The 14,802-nt window shown below is 35.4% G+C and carries 17 protein-coding genes and 2 pseudogenes; 5 read left to right on the top strand and 14 right to left on the bottom strand.

Features of this window, described 5'->3' with window-relative positions; genetic code table 11:
* The gene (locus ANA_RS17305) at positions 1-1,854 is read right to left on the bottom strand and encodes a protein phosphatase 2C domain-containing protein (RefSeq protein WP_200863831.1); all 1,854 of its coding nucleotides are present in this window, start codon (positions 1,852-1,854) and stop codon (positions 1-3) included.
* A gap of 33 nt (positions 1,855-1,887) precedes the next feature.
* Positions 1,888-2,559 (bottom strand): VWA domain-containing protein, encoded by a 672-nt coding sequence (locus ANA_RS17300; RefSeq protein WP_015081307.1) that lies wholly within the window; start codon positions 2,557-2,559, stop codon positions 1,888-1,890.
* Between the two features lie 203 nt (positions 2,560-2,762).
* On the opposite strand from ANA_RS17300, the gene ANA_RS17295 reads away from it, so the two are divergent.
* Complete coding sequence (locus ANA_RS17295) at positions 2,763-4,124, top strand: AAA family ATPase (RefSeq protein ID WP_015081306.1); 1,362 nt, start codon at positions 2,763-2,765, stop codon at positions 4,122-4,124.
* A gap of 346 nt (positions 4,125-4,470) precedes the next feature.
* Here ANA_RS17295 and nifD read toward each other — a convergent pair whose 3' ends face one another.
* Together nifD and nifH (ANA_RS17285) are read right to left on the bottom strand one after the other, a co-directional pair.
* On the bottom strand, positions 4,471-5,865 hold the full coding sequence (gene nifD, locus ANA_RS17290; RefSeq protein WP_051155216.1) for a nitrogenase molybdenum-iron protein alpha chain: 1,395 nt from the start codon (positions 5,863-5,865) through the stop codon (positions 4,471-4,473).
* A gap of 168 nt (positions 5,866-6,033) precedes the next feature.
* Positions 6,034-6,477 (bottom strand): annotated as a pseudogene (nifH, locus tag ANA_RS17285) (nitrogenase reductase); the annotation flags it as partial.
* Between the two features lie 110 nt (positions 6,478-6,587).
* On the opposite strand from nifH (ANA_RS17285), the gene ANA_RS17280 reads away from it, so the two are divergent.
* Positions 6,588-8,015, top strand: coding sequence for a site-specific integrase (locus tag ANA_RS17280; protein WP_015081304.1), 1,428 nt, complete (start codon positions 6,588-6,590; stop codon positions 8,013-8,015).
* A gap of 68 nt (positions 8,016-8,083) precedes the next feature.
* On the top strand, positions 8,084-8,689 hold the full coding sequence (locus ANA_RS17275; RefSeq protein ID WP_015081303.1) for a hypothetical protein: 606 nt from the start codon (positions 8,084-8,086) through the stop codon (positions 8,687-8,689).
* Positions 8,690-8,718: 29 nt separating this feature from the next.
* On the opposite strand, the gene ANA_RS17270 is transcribed toward ANA_RS17275, so the two are convergent.
* The 6 genes from ANA_RS17270 to ANA_RS17245 all read right to left on the bottom strand — a co-directional run bounded on the left by ANA_RS17270 (position 8,719) and on the right by ANA_RS17245 (position 10,952).
* Complete coding sequence (locus tag ANA_RS17270; protein WP_015081302.1) at positions 8,719-8,952, bottom strand: hypothetical protein; 234 nt, start codon at positions 8,950-8,952, stop codon at positions 8,719-8,721.
* The gene (locus tag ANA_RS17265) at positions 8,952-9,239 is read right to left on the bottom strand and encodes a type II toxin-antitoxin system HigB family toxin (protein ID WP_015081301.1); all 288 of its coding nucleotides are present in this window, start codon (positions 9,237-9,239) and stop codon (positions 8,952-8,954) included. Before ANA_RS17265 ends, ANA_RS17270 begins: the two co-directional genes overlap by 1 nt.
* 26 nt (positions 9,240-9,265) lie before the next feature.
* On the bottom strand, positions 9,266-9,514 hold the full coding sequence (locus ANA_RS17260) for a type II toxin-antitoxin system ParD family antitoxin (protein WP_015081300.1): 249 nt from the start codon (positions 9,512-9,514) through the stop codon (positions 9,266-9,268).
* A 185-nt stretch (positions 9,515-9,699) separates the two neighbouring features.
* Positions 9,700-9,978: a type II toxin-antitoxin system RelE family toxin gene (locus ANA_RS17255; protein WP_015081299.1), complete on the bottom strand. Its 279-nt coding sequence runs from the start codon at positions 9,976-9,978 to the stop codon at positions 9,700-9,702.
* Positions 9,959-10,294: a hypothetical protein gene (locus ANA_RS27820; protein WP_235081886.1), complete on the bottom strand. Its 336-nt coding sequence runs from the start codon at positions 10,292-10,294 to the stop codon at positions 9,959-9,961. The genes ANA_RS17255 and ANA_RS27820 overlap by 20 nt, the downstream gene beginning before the upstream one ends.
* The gene (locus tag ANA_RS17245) at positions 10,284-10,952 is read right to left on the bottom strand and encodes a hypothetical protein (RefSeq protein WP_015081297.1); all 669 of its coding nucleotides are present in this window, start codon (positions 10,950-10,952) and stop codon (positions 10,284-10,286) included. Before ANA_RS17245 ends, ANA_RS27820 begins: the two co-directional genes overlap by 11 nt.
* Before the next feature lie 164 nt (positions 10,953-11,116).
* Here ANA_RS17245 and ANA_RS17240 point away from each other — a divergent pair, with 164 nt between their 5' ends.
* Positions 11,117-12,067, top strand: a complete 951-nt coding sequence (locus ANA_RS17240) for a hypothetical protein (protein WP_148279078.1) — start codon at positions 11,117-11,119, stop codon at positions 12,065-12,067.
* A gap of 289 nt (positions 12,068-12,356) precedes the next feature.
* Here ANA_RS17240 and nifH (ANA_RS17235) read toward each other — a convergent pair.
* A pseudogene (nifH, locus tag ANA_RS17235) lies at positions 12,357-12,650 on the bottom strand (nitrogenase reductase); the annotation flags it as partial.
* 33 nt (positions 12,651-12,683) lie between these two features.
* Between nifH (ANA_RS17235) and xisF the strand changes: the two are divergent.
* Entirely contained in the window at positions 12,684-14,045 is a 1,362-nt protein-coding gene (gene xisF / locus ANA_RS17230) for a fdxN element excision recombinase XisF (protein ID WP_148279077.1), read from the top strand.
* Here xisF and ANA_RS26700 read toward each other — a convergent pair.
* From ANA_RS26700 to ANA_RS28300, 3 genes are all read right to left on the bottom strand, one after another.
* On the bottom strand, positions 14,029-14,181 hold the full coding sequence (locus ANA_RS26700; RefSeq protein WP_158310551.1) for a hypothetical protein: 153 nt from the start codon (positions 14,179-14,181) through the stop codon (positions 14,029-14,031). The two genes, xisF and ANA_RS26700, sit on opposite strands and share 17 nt — an antisense overlap.
* A 182-nt stretch (positions 14,182-14,363) precedes the next feature.
* Positions 14,364-14,606, bottom strand: coding sequence for a hypothetical protein (locus ANA_RS17225; RefSeq protein WP_015081294.1), 243 nt, complete (start codon positions 14,604-14,606; stop codon positions 14,364-14,366).
* On the bottom strand, positions 14,606-14,731 hold the full coding sequence (locus ANA_RS28300; RefSeq protein ID WP_256380186.1) for a hypothetical protein: 126 nt from the start codon (positions 14,729-14,731) through the stop codon (positions 14,606-14,608). Before ANA_RS28300 ends, ANA_RS17225 begins: the two co-directional genes overlap by 1 nt.
* Between the last annotated feature and the right edge of the window lie 71 nt (positions 14,732-14,802).

Raw genomic sequence — 14,802 nt, 5'->3', positions numbered from 1 at the left:
TTAATATCTCCTATTATTTAATTTATTCAAAATATTTTGATGTTTTTCCTTTGCTTTTCGTTCCATTCGATACTCTGAATACAAATCTAATTCCAAGAGTATTTCTAGACTATTTAATGCGGCGTTAAACTCTCCTTTTATTTCTTGTAAACTTGCCATAAAATAGTAAATCGAAGGTTTTTTGCCATAAGGTAAAATTGAACTACTATTAATTATACGTAGACAGAACTGAATTGCTGTATTGGCTGGCTGACATTGCTCAACCCTTGATTGAATAAGAGAAGCAACAAAAAACTCTAAGTGCTGATCAAAATCCGTAGAATTTACATATTTTTCCGAACCTTCACATTTAAAAAAGTCCTCATAAAATTCAACCGATTTTCTCCAATCTTTTAATTTATAGTAAATTCCACCTAAAATTTGATATGCTTCTACAAATATTTCCATTGACTTTTCTGGTGGACGGTTAATAACTTCTTTAATATGAAAGGCAGCATCAGTTAAAAATTGATTTTTCTTTTGATAATTATACTCTTTTTCTGCTAATTCATAGTAAATTAATCCTAATAGATATTTAGGATTAATTTCGTCTGGTCTTATTTGTAAAGCCTGGTTACATAATTTTCGCGCTTCTTGAAACTGAGAATGTTCATAACAATAGTTAGCACGATCATAAAGCTTTTTAACTTCTTCATCTGCTTTTTGTTTAGACAATTCGTTAAATTGTTCAAACAGGTTATTTGTACTTGGATTTGCAATAGCTATAGTAACTGGTGTAACTGGTATATAAGATTTATCTTCTATACCAGTTACATGAGAAATAGGTGGAATATCTTGAATAAATTGTAGATAATATTCATAATCAATTCTATAATTTTCCCATAGCTTTTTTAAGCTATCATAGTTATTTGTATCAGCAATAAAGTTACTTTGGAGATATTTTAATCGCTCTTGATAAGATTTTTTAAGATGTTTTATTACATTAAAACCAGCCGCATAAATAATTAAAGAAACATCATCTTGTTTAATTTCAGTATATTTTTGCTCAATTAAGTCTTCCCAAGTATTCGTTTCCTTTGTAGTGCCTTTTGAATTAAAAAGTGTGTCTAGCAGCAATCTTTCAAACTCCCAAGGAGCAGAAAAATACTGAAAACAACCATCAGTACAAGCTAGAAAACAGCCAGCTTCTTCAAATCTATAATTCTGAAAATGGATTTGCCATTTGGGATTAATATCAGCAGTTAAATATTGGGACATAGGTGGATCTTGTCTGAGCATTTCAAAGGCATCTTTGGAAGTTACTAAATCATCCTTAGTTAATTGCTGTAATCCTTTAGTGGGACTAAGAAAATAAATTCGTGAATCTCCCATCCAAGCTAAATTAGCTTCAAAAATTTTATCCTGAGTTTGTTGTTTAGGAATACTAGCTAAGGCAATTGTTGTGCAAAGTTTATGCTCTATTAAAGAACCTTTAAGCCGAGATGAAGTGGTTCGCATATTATTATCATCTGCGGCTTTTTTTAGTGCTTGACAAATTTTTTTTTGTAATTCTATAGCATTTTCTGAAGTTATCTTACCATTCCATTGTTTGAAAAATTCTTTACTAATTTTCGATGCTATTTCTGAAGCAATCCGTCCTCCAGTTTGACCACCATAACCAGCAGAACGACCTCCTAAACCATCAAATACTCCCATCAAATAAATTTGTGTTCGTTCAAAATATTCGATTAGGTTATCATCTTCACCTTTATTTTCAGCTACTTCTAAATTTACTACGAACTGAAATTTTGTCATAACCATTACTAAAGTCCTTGTTGAAGTTTTTATTTTAATTAAGAAATTTAACTTAACCACTCATATTTTCATGATTAAGTTAACTGTCATTGCTTATATACTGTTAGCGATCGCATCTAATATTTGATCTTTGTCTACTTTTTCTAATCCATTACCTGCTTGAGAAACATAATGAACTGTATTTTCCCAACTGCTTACAACTGTCCAAGGTGAAGCATCAGGAGCAAATAGTACCAATCGTTTAGCTGCTTGTGGCATTTCGTGCCAATAATCTGTCAATTCATCAAAGGTTTTTGGGATATTTTCAGGGTAGTTACTGGGTTTTTCACCTTTTTCTAAACTATGGGCGCTGGCATCTGTGTAAACAACTACAACATATCTTTGCTTGCTAAAATTCCCTTTTTCCCAGTCAGATGTAAGTGCTAACCCCAATCCTTCTAAGCCATGTTCAGGTTCATCTCCACCACCTTCAGCCTTAATTCCAGAGATAAAATTAGCAAAATCTGGGGACTGCGATCGCAAATCAAAAAATTCTGAACATTGCATCGCAATTTCTGGTGAATCTGCCCAATAATCCCGAAATACAATTACCTTAGCTCTAAGTTGGTCAATTTTCTTAGTTTTTTCCTTCATTTTGGCTTCTAGCTGCTCATAAAACTTCAGAGCGGTTGATTTCACCTCTTCAATTAAATGACCCATTGAACCTGTGCCATCAATACACATTACTAAGTCCACTGCATAGGTTACACCCTGATTGTCAGCCATAAATTTATATCCGTACTTATGTTTTAGCTAGTTCTTATACTAAATGTTCTCTTTTCAACTTTCTACACCAAAAAAACCTGTTTTTCTCGCATTTATATAACGAAATATAAACTCAGTAACCCGAAAAACACTGAAAAAGTATGATTTTCATGGTTGAAATTAAGTTATAATTGTTGCTGTAATACTTACCCAGCCTAGAATATATGAATGTTACAGAGTTATTACAATTTGTGGATCAAGTAGTCCAGAAACAAACGGGAGAACATCTAGACGATTTAGAAAAAGCTATTCTCAAAGGACTTTGGCAAGGTCAAACTTACAATCAAATAGCAGACGAATCGGGATACAATAGTCAAAACTATATTGGAGATGTTAGTCGTAAGTTATTTAAAATTCTATCGGAACAGTTAGGTGAAGATATTAATAAATCTAATTTTTGTTGGACTATAGAAAGATTAGCTAATTCATACAATAATTCCTTACAGCAAGTTAGTTTAATTAATAACAGTCATATTAATTGGTGTTCTAATAATCCTCAAAATTCTTCTAAAGATAGGGAACAAGACTCTTACGAAAAATCTTATCATGAGTTAACAATTGCACCAAAAATCACCCATTTTTACGGACGCGAAACAGAACTACAAACCCTATCTCATTGGTTAATTAATCAAAACACCCGCCTCATTTCCATTGTGGGATTACCCGGAATTGGCAAAACTACCTTAATTAAAAGATTTGTTGACCTAAACTTACAAAATTTCAATATCATCATCTGGAAAAATATTAAATTATCCGATTCTTTAGATTCCATTATCGCTGAAATTTTTAAAGCGATTAATTCCGAAATTATTCAAACTGAAAATAAACTAACTCAACTTTTCAATCTTTTCCGTCAGCAAAAATGTTTAATTATTATTGATAATATCCAAGAACTATTTACCCCAGAACAACTTGCTGGAAAGTATAAACCTGAATATAAAGACTATAAAACCTTTTTAACCATGATCACAGAAATTGAACATCAAAGTAATTTGATTTTGATTAGCCAAGAACAATGTCAAGAGATGATTTGCATAGATGAAGAGTTGTATCCGGTTAAATGCTTAGAATTACAAGGTTTAGATAATACAGATATTTTGAAAAATCAAAAACTAAAAGATGAGGAAAGCTGGTCAAAACTCATTAATTTATATGAAGGTAATCCAGTCTATTTACAAGATATTGCTAATTTGATTAGGAATATTTTTCAAGGTAAGACTTCAGAATTTATCAGTGAGAATAATTTACTCTTAACAGAAAATATGAAATCTCAATTAAATGAATTATTTAACCGAGTATCATCCATAGAGAAACAGATTATTTTAAAAATGAGTAAAGCTAATGAAGCAATATCAAGAGAAGATTTAAAACAAGCTTTATCTTTATCTTCTACAGATTTGATTAATGGTTTACAGTCTTTAAATAGACGCTATTTATTTACATTAATAGAAAGAGAGAAAACTTTGTTTAATTTATCTCCTGTATTTAGGGAATATGTTAAACAATTGGATATTGTCAACCACTAAAGGTCTAAATAGATATTAATTGGCTTATTATACATAATGGTAAAAAACTACATCTTTCGTAGGGGTTGAGCATTGCTAAACCCTTGCAATATCCGTTGATTTACCATAATTACAAAAAACTATGGTTTTCAAGTTAAACTCAGTTTAGTCTAAAAAAATTCCCAATAAAAAAGTTTTCCATTTAACATTCTTGATTTAAGCCAAATTTAAGCCAAATTTCAAAACCAGACTGAATCAGAATTATACTATATTCAGTATCTAACAAACAATGTTACTCACAAACTATATAAATTTCACTTAGTCTAAAAATTAAACTCTCATAATCAGTAAACCAAAAAACCTAAATTTACCGCACCTTTCCACCAACATAATCAAGTTCGGAGTAATCCCAAGAGTGCATTTGACGGAAAGGAAGACCCATCTTTTGGAAGACATACTTCTCTTTCACACCAGAAGCAACTAAGTCTGGCTTCAATGCTTTGATGAACTCTTCAAATTCGTAAGCGGTAACGTCGTCATAAACGATAGTTCCGTTTTCGATGTAGTGAGTAGTACGTTTATAGTCGTCACTGTGAGCGAACTCATAACCAGTACCAATCATCTTCATTCCCAAATCTTGGAAAGCGGGAACAACGTGACGGGGACGTAAACCACCAACCATCATTGCAACTGTCTTACCTTCCAAACGGGGGCGATATTGACTAACGATCGCATCCATAGTAGGTTGGTACTTAGCAATTACTTTTTCAGCATTTGCTTGGATCTTCGCATCAAACTTAGAAGCGATTTCGCGTAAAGATTCAGCAATTTTGGTAGGACCAAAGAAGTTATATTCTAACCAGGGTATACCATAAGCTTCTTCCATGTGACGGCTGATGTAGTTCATCGAGCGGTAACAGTGGATGAGGTTCATCTTCACGTTGGGGGTCATCAACATTTCGTTGATTGTACCGTCACCAGACCATTGAGCAACAACGCGCAAACCGATTTCTTCTAACAAAATCCGGCTGGCCCAAGCATCACCACCGATGTTGTAGTCACCAATAATGGCTACGTCATAAGGAGTGCCTTCAAACTTCAATGTACCGTCTTTCTTACCTTGATCTGCTTTGGGGAATACCCAGTCACGAATCATGTCGTTAGCGATGTGGTGTCCTAAAGACTGAGACACACCACGGAAACCTTCGCAACGGACGGGAATAACTGGCTTACCGATGGTTTTGGATGTCTTTCTAGCTACTGCTTCGATGTCATCCCCAATCAAACCGATAGGACATTCAGATTGAATAGAAACCCCACGATTCAAGGGGAATAATACATCTAATTCTTCAATTAATTTAGTCAGTTTCTTGTCACCACCAAACACGATGTCGCGTTCTTGGAAGTCGGAGGTGAAGTGCATAGTACCAAAGGTATCAATACCTGTTGTACCTAAGTAGTAGTTACGACGACCAGACCAAGACCAGTAACCGCAACCTACGGGACCGTGACTGATGTGGATCATGTCCTTGATAGGACCCCAAACCACACCTTTAGAACCTGCGTAAGCACAACCACGAGCGGTCATTACACCAGGTAAGGATTTGATGTTAGATTTAACACCACAATCAGCCTTACCTTCTTCAAATACGTTTAAATGCTTCTCACGCTTCTTAGCAGCTTTTTCGGGGTAAGCTTTGAGAACTTCTTTAACTAGTTCTTTTCTTTGTTCAACAATCTTCTTGTCGTCGGTCGAAGTCATTGTTAATCTCTCTTGCTCCTAAAGGAACGGAAATAGGGATGAGGTGTTTGGGGACATGAAGTCCCCTGTAGCGATAGGGAAATGTTGGTCAAAGGTGAGAGCTTTTGATGTGCTGCTCTCTGCCTTTTTCCTGGTACTAGAAAATTCTTTCTTCGTAGCGAATTATGCCTATTTAGCCAGCATTTTTGCAGCGTTTTCTTCGCTTTCGAGAATACCGAACTCAATCAACAATTCTTCCAACTCTTCCATTTCGATAGGTGTAGGAATGGTGAGGTTTTTGTTGTTGATGATCTTCTTAGCTAGTGCGCGGTATTCGTTAGCTTGTTTGCTATCAGGCGCATACTCGTTCACTGTCATCCGACGTAATTCAGCGTGTTGAACTATGTTGTCGCGGGGAACGTAGTGAATCATTTGGGTGTTCAACCGTTTTGCCAAGGTTTCGATTAATTCGATTTCTCGGTCTGTGTTACGGCTGTTACAGATCAAACCACCTAAACGAACTCCACCGGAGTGAGCATATTTAAGTACACCACGAGCGATGTTGTTTGCAGCATACATCGCCATCATTTCACCTGATGTAACGATGTAGATTTCTTGTGCTTTACCTTCACGGGAAAGAGTAATAAGATAATTTTAAAAGCCGGAAAATGTTCATTCTCAACTATGTTTGCCGCAATCATTGTCTGGAGTGAACAGTTTTTTTATTAGGGTAAATCTAGGGTATGGACAGAACACAGGAAGCATTTGCCGATTTTCACCAAACAGCTATTACCGACGGGGGATATTTAGGCAGAATGCAAGCAGTAGAAAATCAAGAAAATCACTTAACGGCAAAACTGACCACAGAATTAAAGGCAATTAATGCTAGACTAAGAGCCGCTAGGGTGAGTGTTTCTGTCAGAAAATCCGGCAATTCATTACAGTTGAGAACTACCTTACCTATTAAACCAGGTGATATTGATAAAAACGGTAGCAGCACAAAGCAATATGATATTTCTTTGGGTATTCCTTTTAGTTTTGATGGGTTAAATACGGCAGAAGAAGAAGCTAATGAGTTGGGAAAATTAATTGCCAGAAAACAATTTATTTGGACTGATAAATATTTAGGCAAAACTAGATTTAAAGCTAAGTTACTCACCATGTTTGAGTTGGTTTCTGAGTTTGAAAACAACTATTTCCAAACTAGGAAACGCACTCTCAAAAGTAATAATACTTTTAATAGTTATTTTTATATTGCTAACAAACATTTGCCAAAGGATAAACTAGCTATAGATGCCAATTTTATTGATGCTGTGAAATTTTGCCCATCTTCGGATAGTGTGAAAAATGAGTTAATTAAGGTAATTCGGGTTTTATGTAAATGCTCTGGTTTAGAAGTTCCAGAATTAAGTAATTTAAAAATTAAGGCTATTTCTCAACGTAAACGTGATATACCCACTGATGCAGACATAGAACAGGAATATCTCAAGTTTGAAAATTATGCTATTAATCGTTCTAGTAAGTTAACAACTAGGGAAGATAGAAATAATTGGAAATTGTGGAGATGGGTTTATGGGATGTTAGCAACCTATGGATTAAGACCCATTGAAATTTTTGTTAATCCTGATTTAAATTGGTGGTTATCATCAGATAATGTCATGAATACATGGCGCGTAAATGAAGAATGTAAAACGGGAGAAAGGGAAGCTTTACCATTATATCCCCGTTGGGTAGAAACTTTTAATTTAACCACGGATACCGAAGCGATCGCACTATTAAAAGCAAAAATCCAAAATAAAATTACCAGTAGAGAAATCAACGCTGTACGACATGGTACAGATAGATGGTTTAGATTTGTGGGGATTCCCTTTCAACCTTACGATTTACGCCATGCTTGGGCAATTCGAGCGCATTTGATGGGGATTCCTATTAAAGCTGCTGCTGATAATTTGGGTCATTCTGTGAATATGCACACATCCATTTATCAAAAGTGGTTTAGTTTAGAAAATCGCAAGGTTGCAATTGAGGAAGCGATTAAGAAAAAATCAAAGGTGGAAGATTTACAGGATATGGTGATTAGATTGGAACAGGAAAATGAAAGGTTGAGAATTGACAATGAAAGATTGAGGTTGCAGATGGGACACAGTTTGATGAAAATTGAGTTAGGATAAGAGTTAGCCTCACGCAAAGACGCAGAGGCGCAAAGAGTAATTTTATAAAACTAGGAATGTTACAAGATATGTCTTATAGTCAATTTACATCTATTGGTAAGGTTAAAGAAGCTTTTGGTTTAAAAACTCAGGAAGGTGGGCGTTTTATTCCTATTCTTGAAAAAATTGAACCATCTGTGACGCTAAAAGCATATCTTGAAGAAAGTTTACCGCTGGCTGGTTCTGCTAGTGAAAAAGCCCGTTCGGAAGGGATTATTTACCCAGTTTTGTTAGAAGTCAGAAGAATTTTAAATCGGCAAATTAGCTTATTTTCGGGTGAAGATTTTACAGTTGATGAGTCAGTGGGACTTAATGGAATTTGCGATTTTCTATTAAGTAGTTCTCCTGAAGTGTTAGAAATTGAAGCCCCTGTAATTGTCATTGTTGAAGCAAAAAAGGCTGATTTAAGAACTGGGTTTGGACAATGTATTGCAGAGATGGTGGCCGCGCAAAGATTTAATGCTGCTAAAAATAATCCCCTTCGTGTTATTTATGGTGTAATTAGTAGTGGTACACAATGGCGTTTCCTGAAGTTGGAAAATGATCTTGTTACTATTGATTTAATGGATTATTCTCTACCTCCTGTGGAAGAAATTTTGGGTATGTTAGTTTGGATGATGCAAAATGGGGGTTAATTCAGTAATTAAAAATTACTTCCCAATAGTTAATCTATATCCTCTAGTTCAGGAATATGTTCATTTTCATAGTTTTCAATTAAAACTCCGATGACTTCCATGAGTGAAGCAAGGGGATGGTTTTCATCTTCACCAACTTGATCTATCAGAGAATCTAGTATATCAACTAAGTGTTCATATTCCTGTTCTGTGTGAGGAACAAAGACATTTTCGGCAATGGATGACCAAGCATTAATGGTTTTTTCAAAGTTTAAAGTTTGCATTATTCTTTCCACTTTCCTTCATCATATTCTGAATGTGTTAGCACAGCACGGATATAGATTTTTTGGCGGTTATAATGAATTGCTGCAATTAGTCTAACTTTGTTACCACCAATATTAAAAACTGTCAATTTACCAACTTGATCGGCTGATGGAAATATTTGACGGAGTTCTACAAATGAGATAAATTCATTTTCCTTTATTAATTGATACCACTGAGATAGAGCATTTTTTGTATCTGGATAAAGTTTAGCAAATTCATTTAGTCGTTTACGAATAATAATGTGCATTTGAAAAACTGTGATTTTGTAGTAATTTAGTCATATTTTAACTTTTGTGGTAGTTGTTGAAAAACTAATTCACCTTCTATTACTTCACCTTGACGAATTTGTTCTGTTCCTTCAGCAATTTTTCGTCTTAATTCACTGAGTTGTTTTTCTTTTTCATCATGTTGTTCTAAAAGTTGAAAAGCTATAGATAATAACTCATCAATGCTTTTATATTTACCTTGTTGTAGTTTTTCAAGAATGTATTTTTCTTGATCTGGCTTGACTGCAATTTGCATCTTTATCTCCTTATCTTTGAATTGATAACAATTCTCAAAGTTATATCCTTAATCCTAATTAAAGCATTAAATCACTTACTTGGACACACTAAATATGATTCCTAGGTCGCGCTAGTTCCCTCCGGGACGCTACCGCGAACGCTATCGCATCCCCACAATGCACATCTTTATTAATTTAAAAACTTTTATTTATAAACATCTCCTCTTGCACCAATTGTGAAAATTTCAACTTCACCAGATTGGGTATTAACTGTAAAGACAATTCTGATTTTACCAATACGTAATCTATAAAATCCTTCCCAATCTCCTTTCATTTTTTTAATATCAAATTCTGTAAAGGGAATAATGGCTTGTTCTTCGACAAAAAGTAGAAGTTGAGATATTTTTTCCTGAATTTTCTCAGTATCTTCAAGATTGGCTTTTTCTAAAAACTTAATAGCATTCTTACGAAATTTTATGGCCATGTTTTACCCACTCTGTCATATCAACTAATTCTTCATCTGGATAATCTGATGGTGAACCAAATATTTCATCTAGTTCTTCTTGTTCTTCGTCACTTACATAGGGTATGAGGACTTGACAAAGTAACATTCTTTCTTCTCGCAAAACTTCGCGGATGCTTTCTTTGATTATTGCTTTAAGTTCTTGGATTTCCATGAGTATTATCCTTGAGAATAAAAGTATTATACCGTTTTTAGTAGAAGCGATCGCACTAAACCACACACCGGAAATGCGATCGCTCCGATAACCCACAACACCGGAAGAGCTTTTAACGTTCAAATATCTTACTGTTATCGCGTTTATTCTGCTCAGTTGTCTTTAGAATTTGAGGGGAAAAACGGAAAGCTTCATCGTGCTTTTGTCGTTCACGAGCCAACCGCTGTCTCGACTTCAAAGTTTCTCTTAACAAGTACCTAACCCAGCTATCCAAATCTGCGCCAAATTTATACTCATCAAGCAAAGCTTCTTCTAAAAAACCAAGAAATATTTGAAGCAGATCAGAAGTAGTCAGTTCTAGATAGCGGTTTAAGAGATTTGACTCTTCAGGCCAGTGAGGTAAGGTTTTATCTCCTAAGCCCATATCTTTCGCTAATTCAATTAGGTCATAGTAATCTGTGTACCAGATATTCTCATAGTCCATATCAGGAAATATCCTGGCGTTATTACCAAGGTATACCATCGCTTTCATGAGACTATCAATAACTCGCTGTTCTTCTGCCGGAGAGTAATGTTCTTTTATAGCTGCCCTCAAAATCTGCCCCAACTCATAACCTCTCTGGAAAGTTATCTGTTTATCCTTATTTAATTCATCTGTTGAAAGTTTCTCATCCTGAAAATATTCACTTTCAGGCAAGTTATCATGCTTTATTCGTCCCGCATCCAATTCAGGATTATGAGTACCAGAAATGAATGTTTGTAGCAACTTTAGAAGTGACATAACAAAAGATCCTCATGTTTACTAAAAACTTTAATTTGACAAATAGGATAGACCAAAAATCACCTATATAATCAAATTTCTCGAAGCAACTGTAAGAAAACACTTACTTGCAACATCATATACAATTATAATGTGTAGTGTAAATTTTTGGTCGGAGTGCAGAAGTGACAGAAGAAATTGATTTGATGAAACTTGTAATCGAAGTAGATGATGAGCTTATTCAAAAAGGGGCAGAACCCTTTCAACGTCCTCTATCTGCCTACTTTATAATTGCACAAAAGTTAAAACCAGGCAGCAATTTCATACTGGACTATGATCCCCTATTTAAGGCTGTTGATCAGATATACAAAAAACTATATCGTTTAACAGACTTGGTAATGCCACCTATGTATATGGGAGTATTTATGTTTCGAGATGTATTCTTTCCGCTACGTATTCCACTTTCTAGCTTACCAGCAATTAATCCAGTAGATTTTCTAATAGACGTACCTGATATACAAAAACAATGGCTGTTTAATGATCAACAGACTGGCTTAATATTCTTTGACCAGGTTATCGATCTGATGGATTTTGCGTATGGACTCGATGATGTTGAAAAAATGGGGAACCTGCCAAATAAAACAGTGGAATGGTGGTATTTGGCAAAACAGCAGCTTGAAGCAGCAGCAGCAACACTTTTAGGCTCATTCAATAAATACGCCGTAATCCAAAACTGTTGTATTGCAACTGAGCTACTTTTAAAAGGTGCTTTAATAACTTTTGGTTTTGATGAAGAAACTTTGGCAAATAAAAAACCTAAAAATAAAAAAGATAAAAATAATAAGGAGGACTACGGGCATAATCTTGAAAATCTAGTGAATAAAACGGCTGATCATCTACCCAATCTCAACAGAGAAACACTCCTATTCGTGGTTCAGGATTTACCAAAATATGTTCAAAGTCGGTACGAGGCTCAGAACTTCTCACGATTGGATCTAGGAAGATTTGTGATGAATACTCAATTTATCAGCGGTGAAATTTTGCGTCAGTTTTCCAATCGCAACTGTCGAGAAGACTTTACCACCATGCCAAATGGAAGTTGGGACTTAACTTATAGAACATTTCCAAAAAAGTAGAGTGATATCATGTGTTATCAAATACCCATCAATGTTGTAGTAGCTATTAGCTAAAATTATGATAGGGTATTTGTAATCAACTGTTAGAACTGTTGTAAAAAATCAGTAACACATTTATCAAAAATCATGTATCCCCCTTGACGCTAGGGACAAAATAGGGTAAATAAAAGAATAAATCCTCACAAAAATCCCATTTCTCTAAAATTTCCCAGGGCAAAAATAGGGCATAAAAAAATAAAAATTCCCAACCAATTGCATTCACAAAAACCCTAGACAAAATAGCTTAATCTTCACGGATAGGCATAGCAAATCCACCGCATACAACGTCACCCAATACGTCGTAAGATACGAAATCTAAGTCTGTGTAAGCACCGTTTTCTTCTAGGAAGTTAATAGCGGTGATAATACCACGACCGGCGCAACCTACACCGGGTTCTGGACCACCGGATTCCACGCATTTAACATCGCGGAAACCTTTGAGCATTACTTCATGAAGTTCTAGGTCTTCAACAGATCCTCTTTCAGCAGCCAAGTGAAGAACGGTTGTTTGAGCCTTAGAGTGAAGCATCAAACGAGTAGAGTTATATTAACAATATGGGCAGTATGAGGAATGATCATGAAAGCAGGTTATGTGAGGGTTTCCACCCGTGAACAGGATGAAGGCAATGCTTTGGAGCAACAAACAGCACGAGTAGAAAGGGCTGGTGCTATTGTCATCTTCTCAGATGTTGAGTCCGGTCGCAGCGACAAGAGGAAAGAATTTAATAAAATGATTGCTCAGTGCAAACAAGGCAAAATCACTGAAGTCATTTGTACGAGAATTGACCGACTAGGACGCAGCGTGGTGGGGATTCACAAAGCGATCGCTATCTTTGAGGAGTATAAGGTCAAACTCACGGTTTTGGATGCCCCCGTTGACCCAACTTCCCCCTTTGGGTGGTTTTCTGTGAATCAGATGGCTGGTTTGGCTGAATTTGAATCTAGGCTACTTGCTAATCGGATCAAAAATGGCATGAACTTTTTTAGAGAGCAGAAAAAGGCTTCTCCCCGTCCACCTTTTGGGTATTGTCGCGTGGATGAAAAGTATGCTCCTGATTTATCTGAGATGAATGGAATTAGTAAATGGGCGATCGCTCACAAGATGATTGAATATTTCCTCGGTGATGGGGCTACATTGAGGAGTACGGCGCAATATTTACTGCAAACTTATCATCTCAAGTGGACTGCTGCCGGACTGCGTTACTGGCTTTTAAACCCTGTACTGAGAGGCTGTACCGCCTACAATATCAAAGACAATTTAAATAAACCTGAGAATTGGGATATTCATGAAGATACTCACCAACCTTTAATTAGTGAAAATATCTTCAAACGGATAGTTGCAAAACTTGACGAAAATAAATCTAAATACAGCTACGGTAGAGAAAAAAAGGAAACAGAGATTTTCCCACTAGCGGGGCAGATTATTTGCGCTGACTGCGGCTATAAATGTTTTTGTAAGAAACGAAATTCGACATATAGAGTCCGTTGCAAAAAACATGAAAACATGGGAAATAATTTTTGTAGCAACAAAATTAGCACCTATCTACCAGATATTATTTCAGCAGTGGATCAAACCTTAGTAGAACGGCACAGGGAAATTAAGGAATATGCAATTACAAGTTCAAATGTAGAAACACAGGATAGCCCCGAATTGATTGCTAGGCAAGAACAACTAAAAGCACTGAGACGCTTACCTAAAAACCCAATCATTCAAGATGCCATTGACCAAACAATTTTAGAGATCAATAAAATCAAACAAAAAGAAACGGTAGTTAACAAAATCAACAGCGAACTATTTGATATTCTTGCGTTTTGTTGTAGCAATATTAATTTTTGGGATGAAACACCCTGGGCGGATAAATCCTTAATATATAAAGAATTAGTTGATTACGTAAAAGTTGCCAATGGTGAAATCAAAGAAGTCAAGCTGCGGGTTTAAGCAGCCCTTGAAGTTCTACTTCAAATTCTTCTTCTGATAATAACATTAATCTCTTTCTGGTATCAGGATCTAAATACCGAATCCTATACCATTTTTTAGAGACACGAATCAATACTTGAGTCGCTGTTTCTTGCATATCATAATAGATGAAGTCTTATAACTAGTTTAGCTATTTTTTGATATTTTTGTCTGTTTATGATGAACAAATTTATTATTCAGACACAAAATTAAATATCAAATCAAGTTTTCTGTTTCTCAAGAATCAAGAATCTCATATTGTTTTGTATGAATTATTTATCAGTATTCTCTGATTCTAAACTATTCCTTAACCACCGTTGGTAATGTGTCTGCATCCTGCACAGTCAGGGGGAATTTTTTAACGTAGTTCCCATGACGATTAGCTTTGTAATCAGCAATCATTTCTAAGGCTTTACTAGCAGACAAGAGTAATTTAATTCCGTAGCGGTGTCGGAATATCAAATCAATTAATTCATGACAGTGAGCTTTTAATTCTTGTCTGTGCCTCATTAATTCATTTTCATTTACACATTTTTTCATCATCAAGATGCCTTTGGTAATTGAATGATTTGTAGGTTCTCTGGTAGGACAAAGTTTTCTTGTTTGAGTTTTTTATGGAGATGAGCGATAGCTAACCTTCTAAGTAATTCTGGAAAAGTTTCTTTCATGGATATTTGTTGTTGTTATTAGTGAATAGTGAATAGGGGGTAGGGAATGGGAGGGAGGAAAGAAAAATAAA

Source organism: Anabaena sp. 90, from assembly GCF_000312705.1.
Classification (GTDB): domain Bacteria; phylum Cyanobacteriota; class Cyanobacteriia; order Cyanobacteriales; family Nostocaceae; genus Dolichospermum; species Dolichospermum lemmermannii.
The sequence above is the reverse complement of the archived record's forward strand: the minus strand, read 5'-3'. Positions and strand labels throughout refer to the sequence as shown.

Coding starts and splice junctions, on each gene's coding strand:
- ANA_RS17300 (WP_015081307.1), bottom strand. CDS start 2,559: ATGGCTGACAATCAGGGTGTAACCTATGCAGTGGACTTAGTAATGTGT.
- ANA_RS17295 (WP_015081306.1), top strand. CDS start 2,763: ATGAATGTTACAGAGTTATTACAATTTGTGGATCAAGTAGTCCAGAAA.
- nifD (WP_051155216.1), bottom strand. CDS start 5,865: ATGACTTCGACCGACGACAAGAAGATTGTTGAACAAAGAAAAGAACTA.
- ANA_RS17280 (WP_015081304.1), top strand. CDS start 6,588: ATGGACAGAACACAGGAAGCATTTGCCGATTTTCACCAAACAGCTATT.
- ANA_RS17275 (WP_015081303.1), top strand. CDS start 8,084: ATGTCTTATAGTCAATTTACATCTATTGGTAAGGTTAAAGAAGCTTTT.
- ANA_RS17270 (WP_015081302.1), bottom strand. CDS start 8,952: ATGCAAACTTTAAACTTTGAAAAAACCATTAATGCTTGGTCATCCATT.
- ANA_RS17265 (WP_015081301.1), bottom strand. CDS start 9,239: ATGCACATTATTATTCGTAAACGACTAAATGAATTTGCTAAACTTTAT.
- ANA_RS17260 (WP_015081300.1), bottom strand. CDS start 9,514: ATGCAAATTGCAGTCAAGCCAGATCAAGAAAAATACATTCTTGAAAAA.
- ANA_RS17255 (WP_015081299.1), bottom strand. CDS start 9,978: ATGGCCATAAAATTTCGTAAGAATGCTATTAAGTTTTTAGAAAAAGCC.
- ANA_RS17245 (WP_015081297.1), bottom strand. CDS start 10,952: ATGTCACTTCTAAAGTTGCTACAAACATTCATTTCTGGTACTCATAAT.
- xisF (WP_148279077.1), top strand. CDS start 12,684: ATGAAAGCAGGTTATGTGAGGGTTTCCACCCGTGAACAGGATGAAGGC.
- ANA_RS26700 (WP_158310551.1), bottom strand. CDS start 14,181: ATGCAAGAAACAGCGACTCAAGTATTGATTCGTGTCTCTAAAAAATGG.
- ANA_RS17225 (WP_015081294.1), bottom strand. CDS start 14,606: ATGATGAAAAAATGTGTAAATGAAAATGAATTAATGAGGCACAGACAA.
- ANA_RS28300 (WP_256380186.1), bottom strand. CDS start 14,731: ATGAAAGAAACTTTTCCAGAATTACTTAGAAGGTTAGCTATCGCTCAT.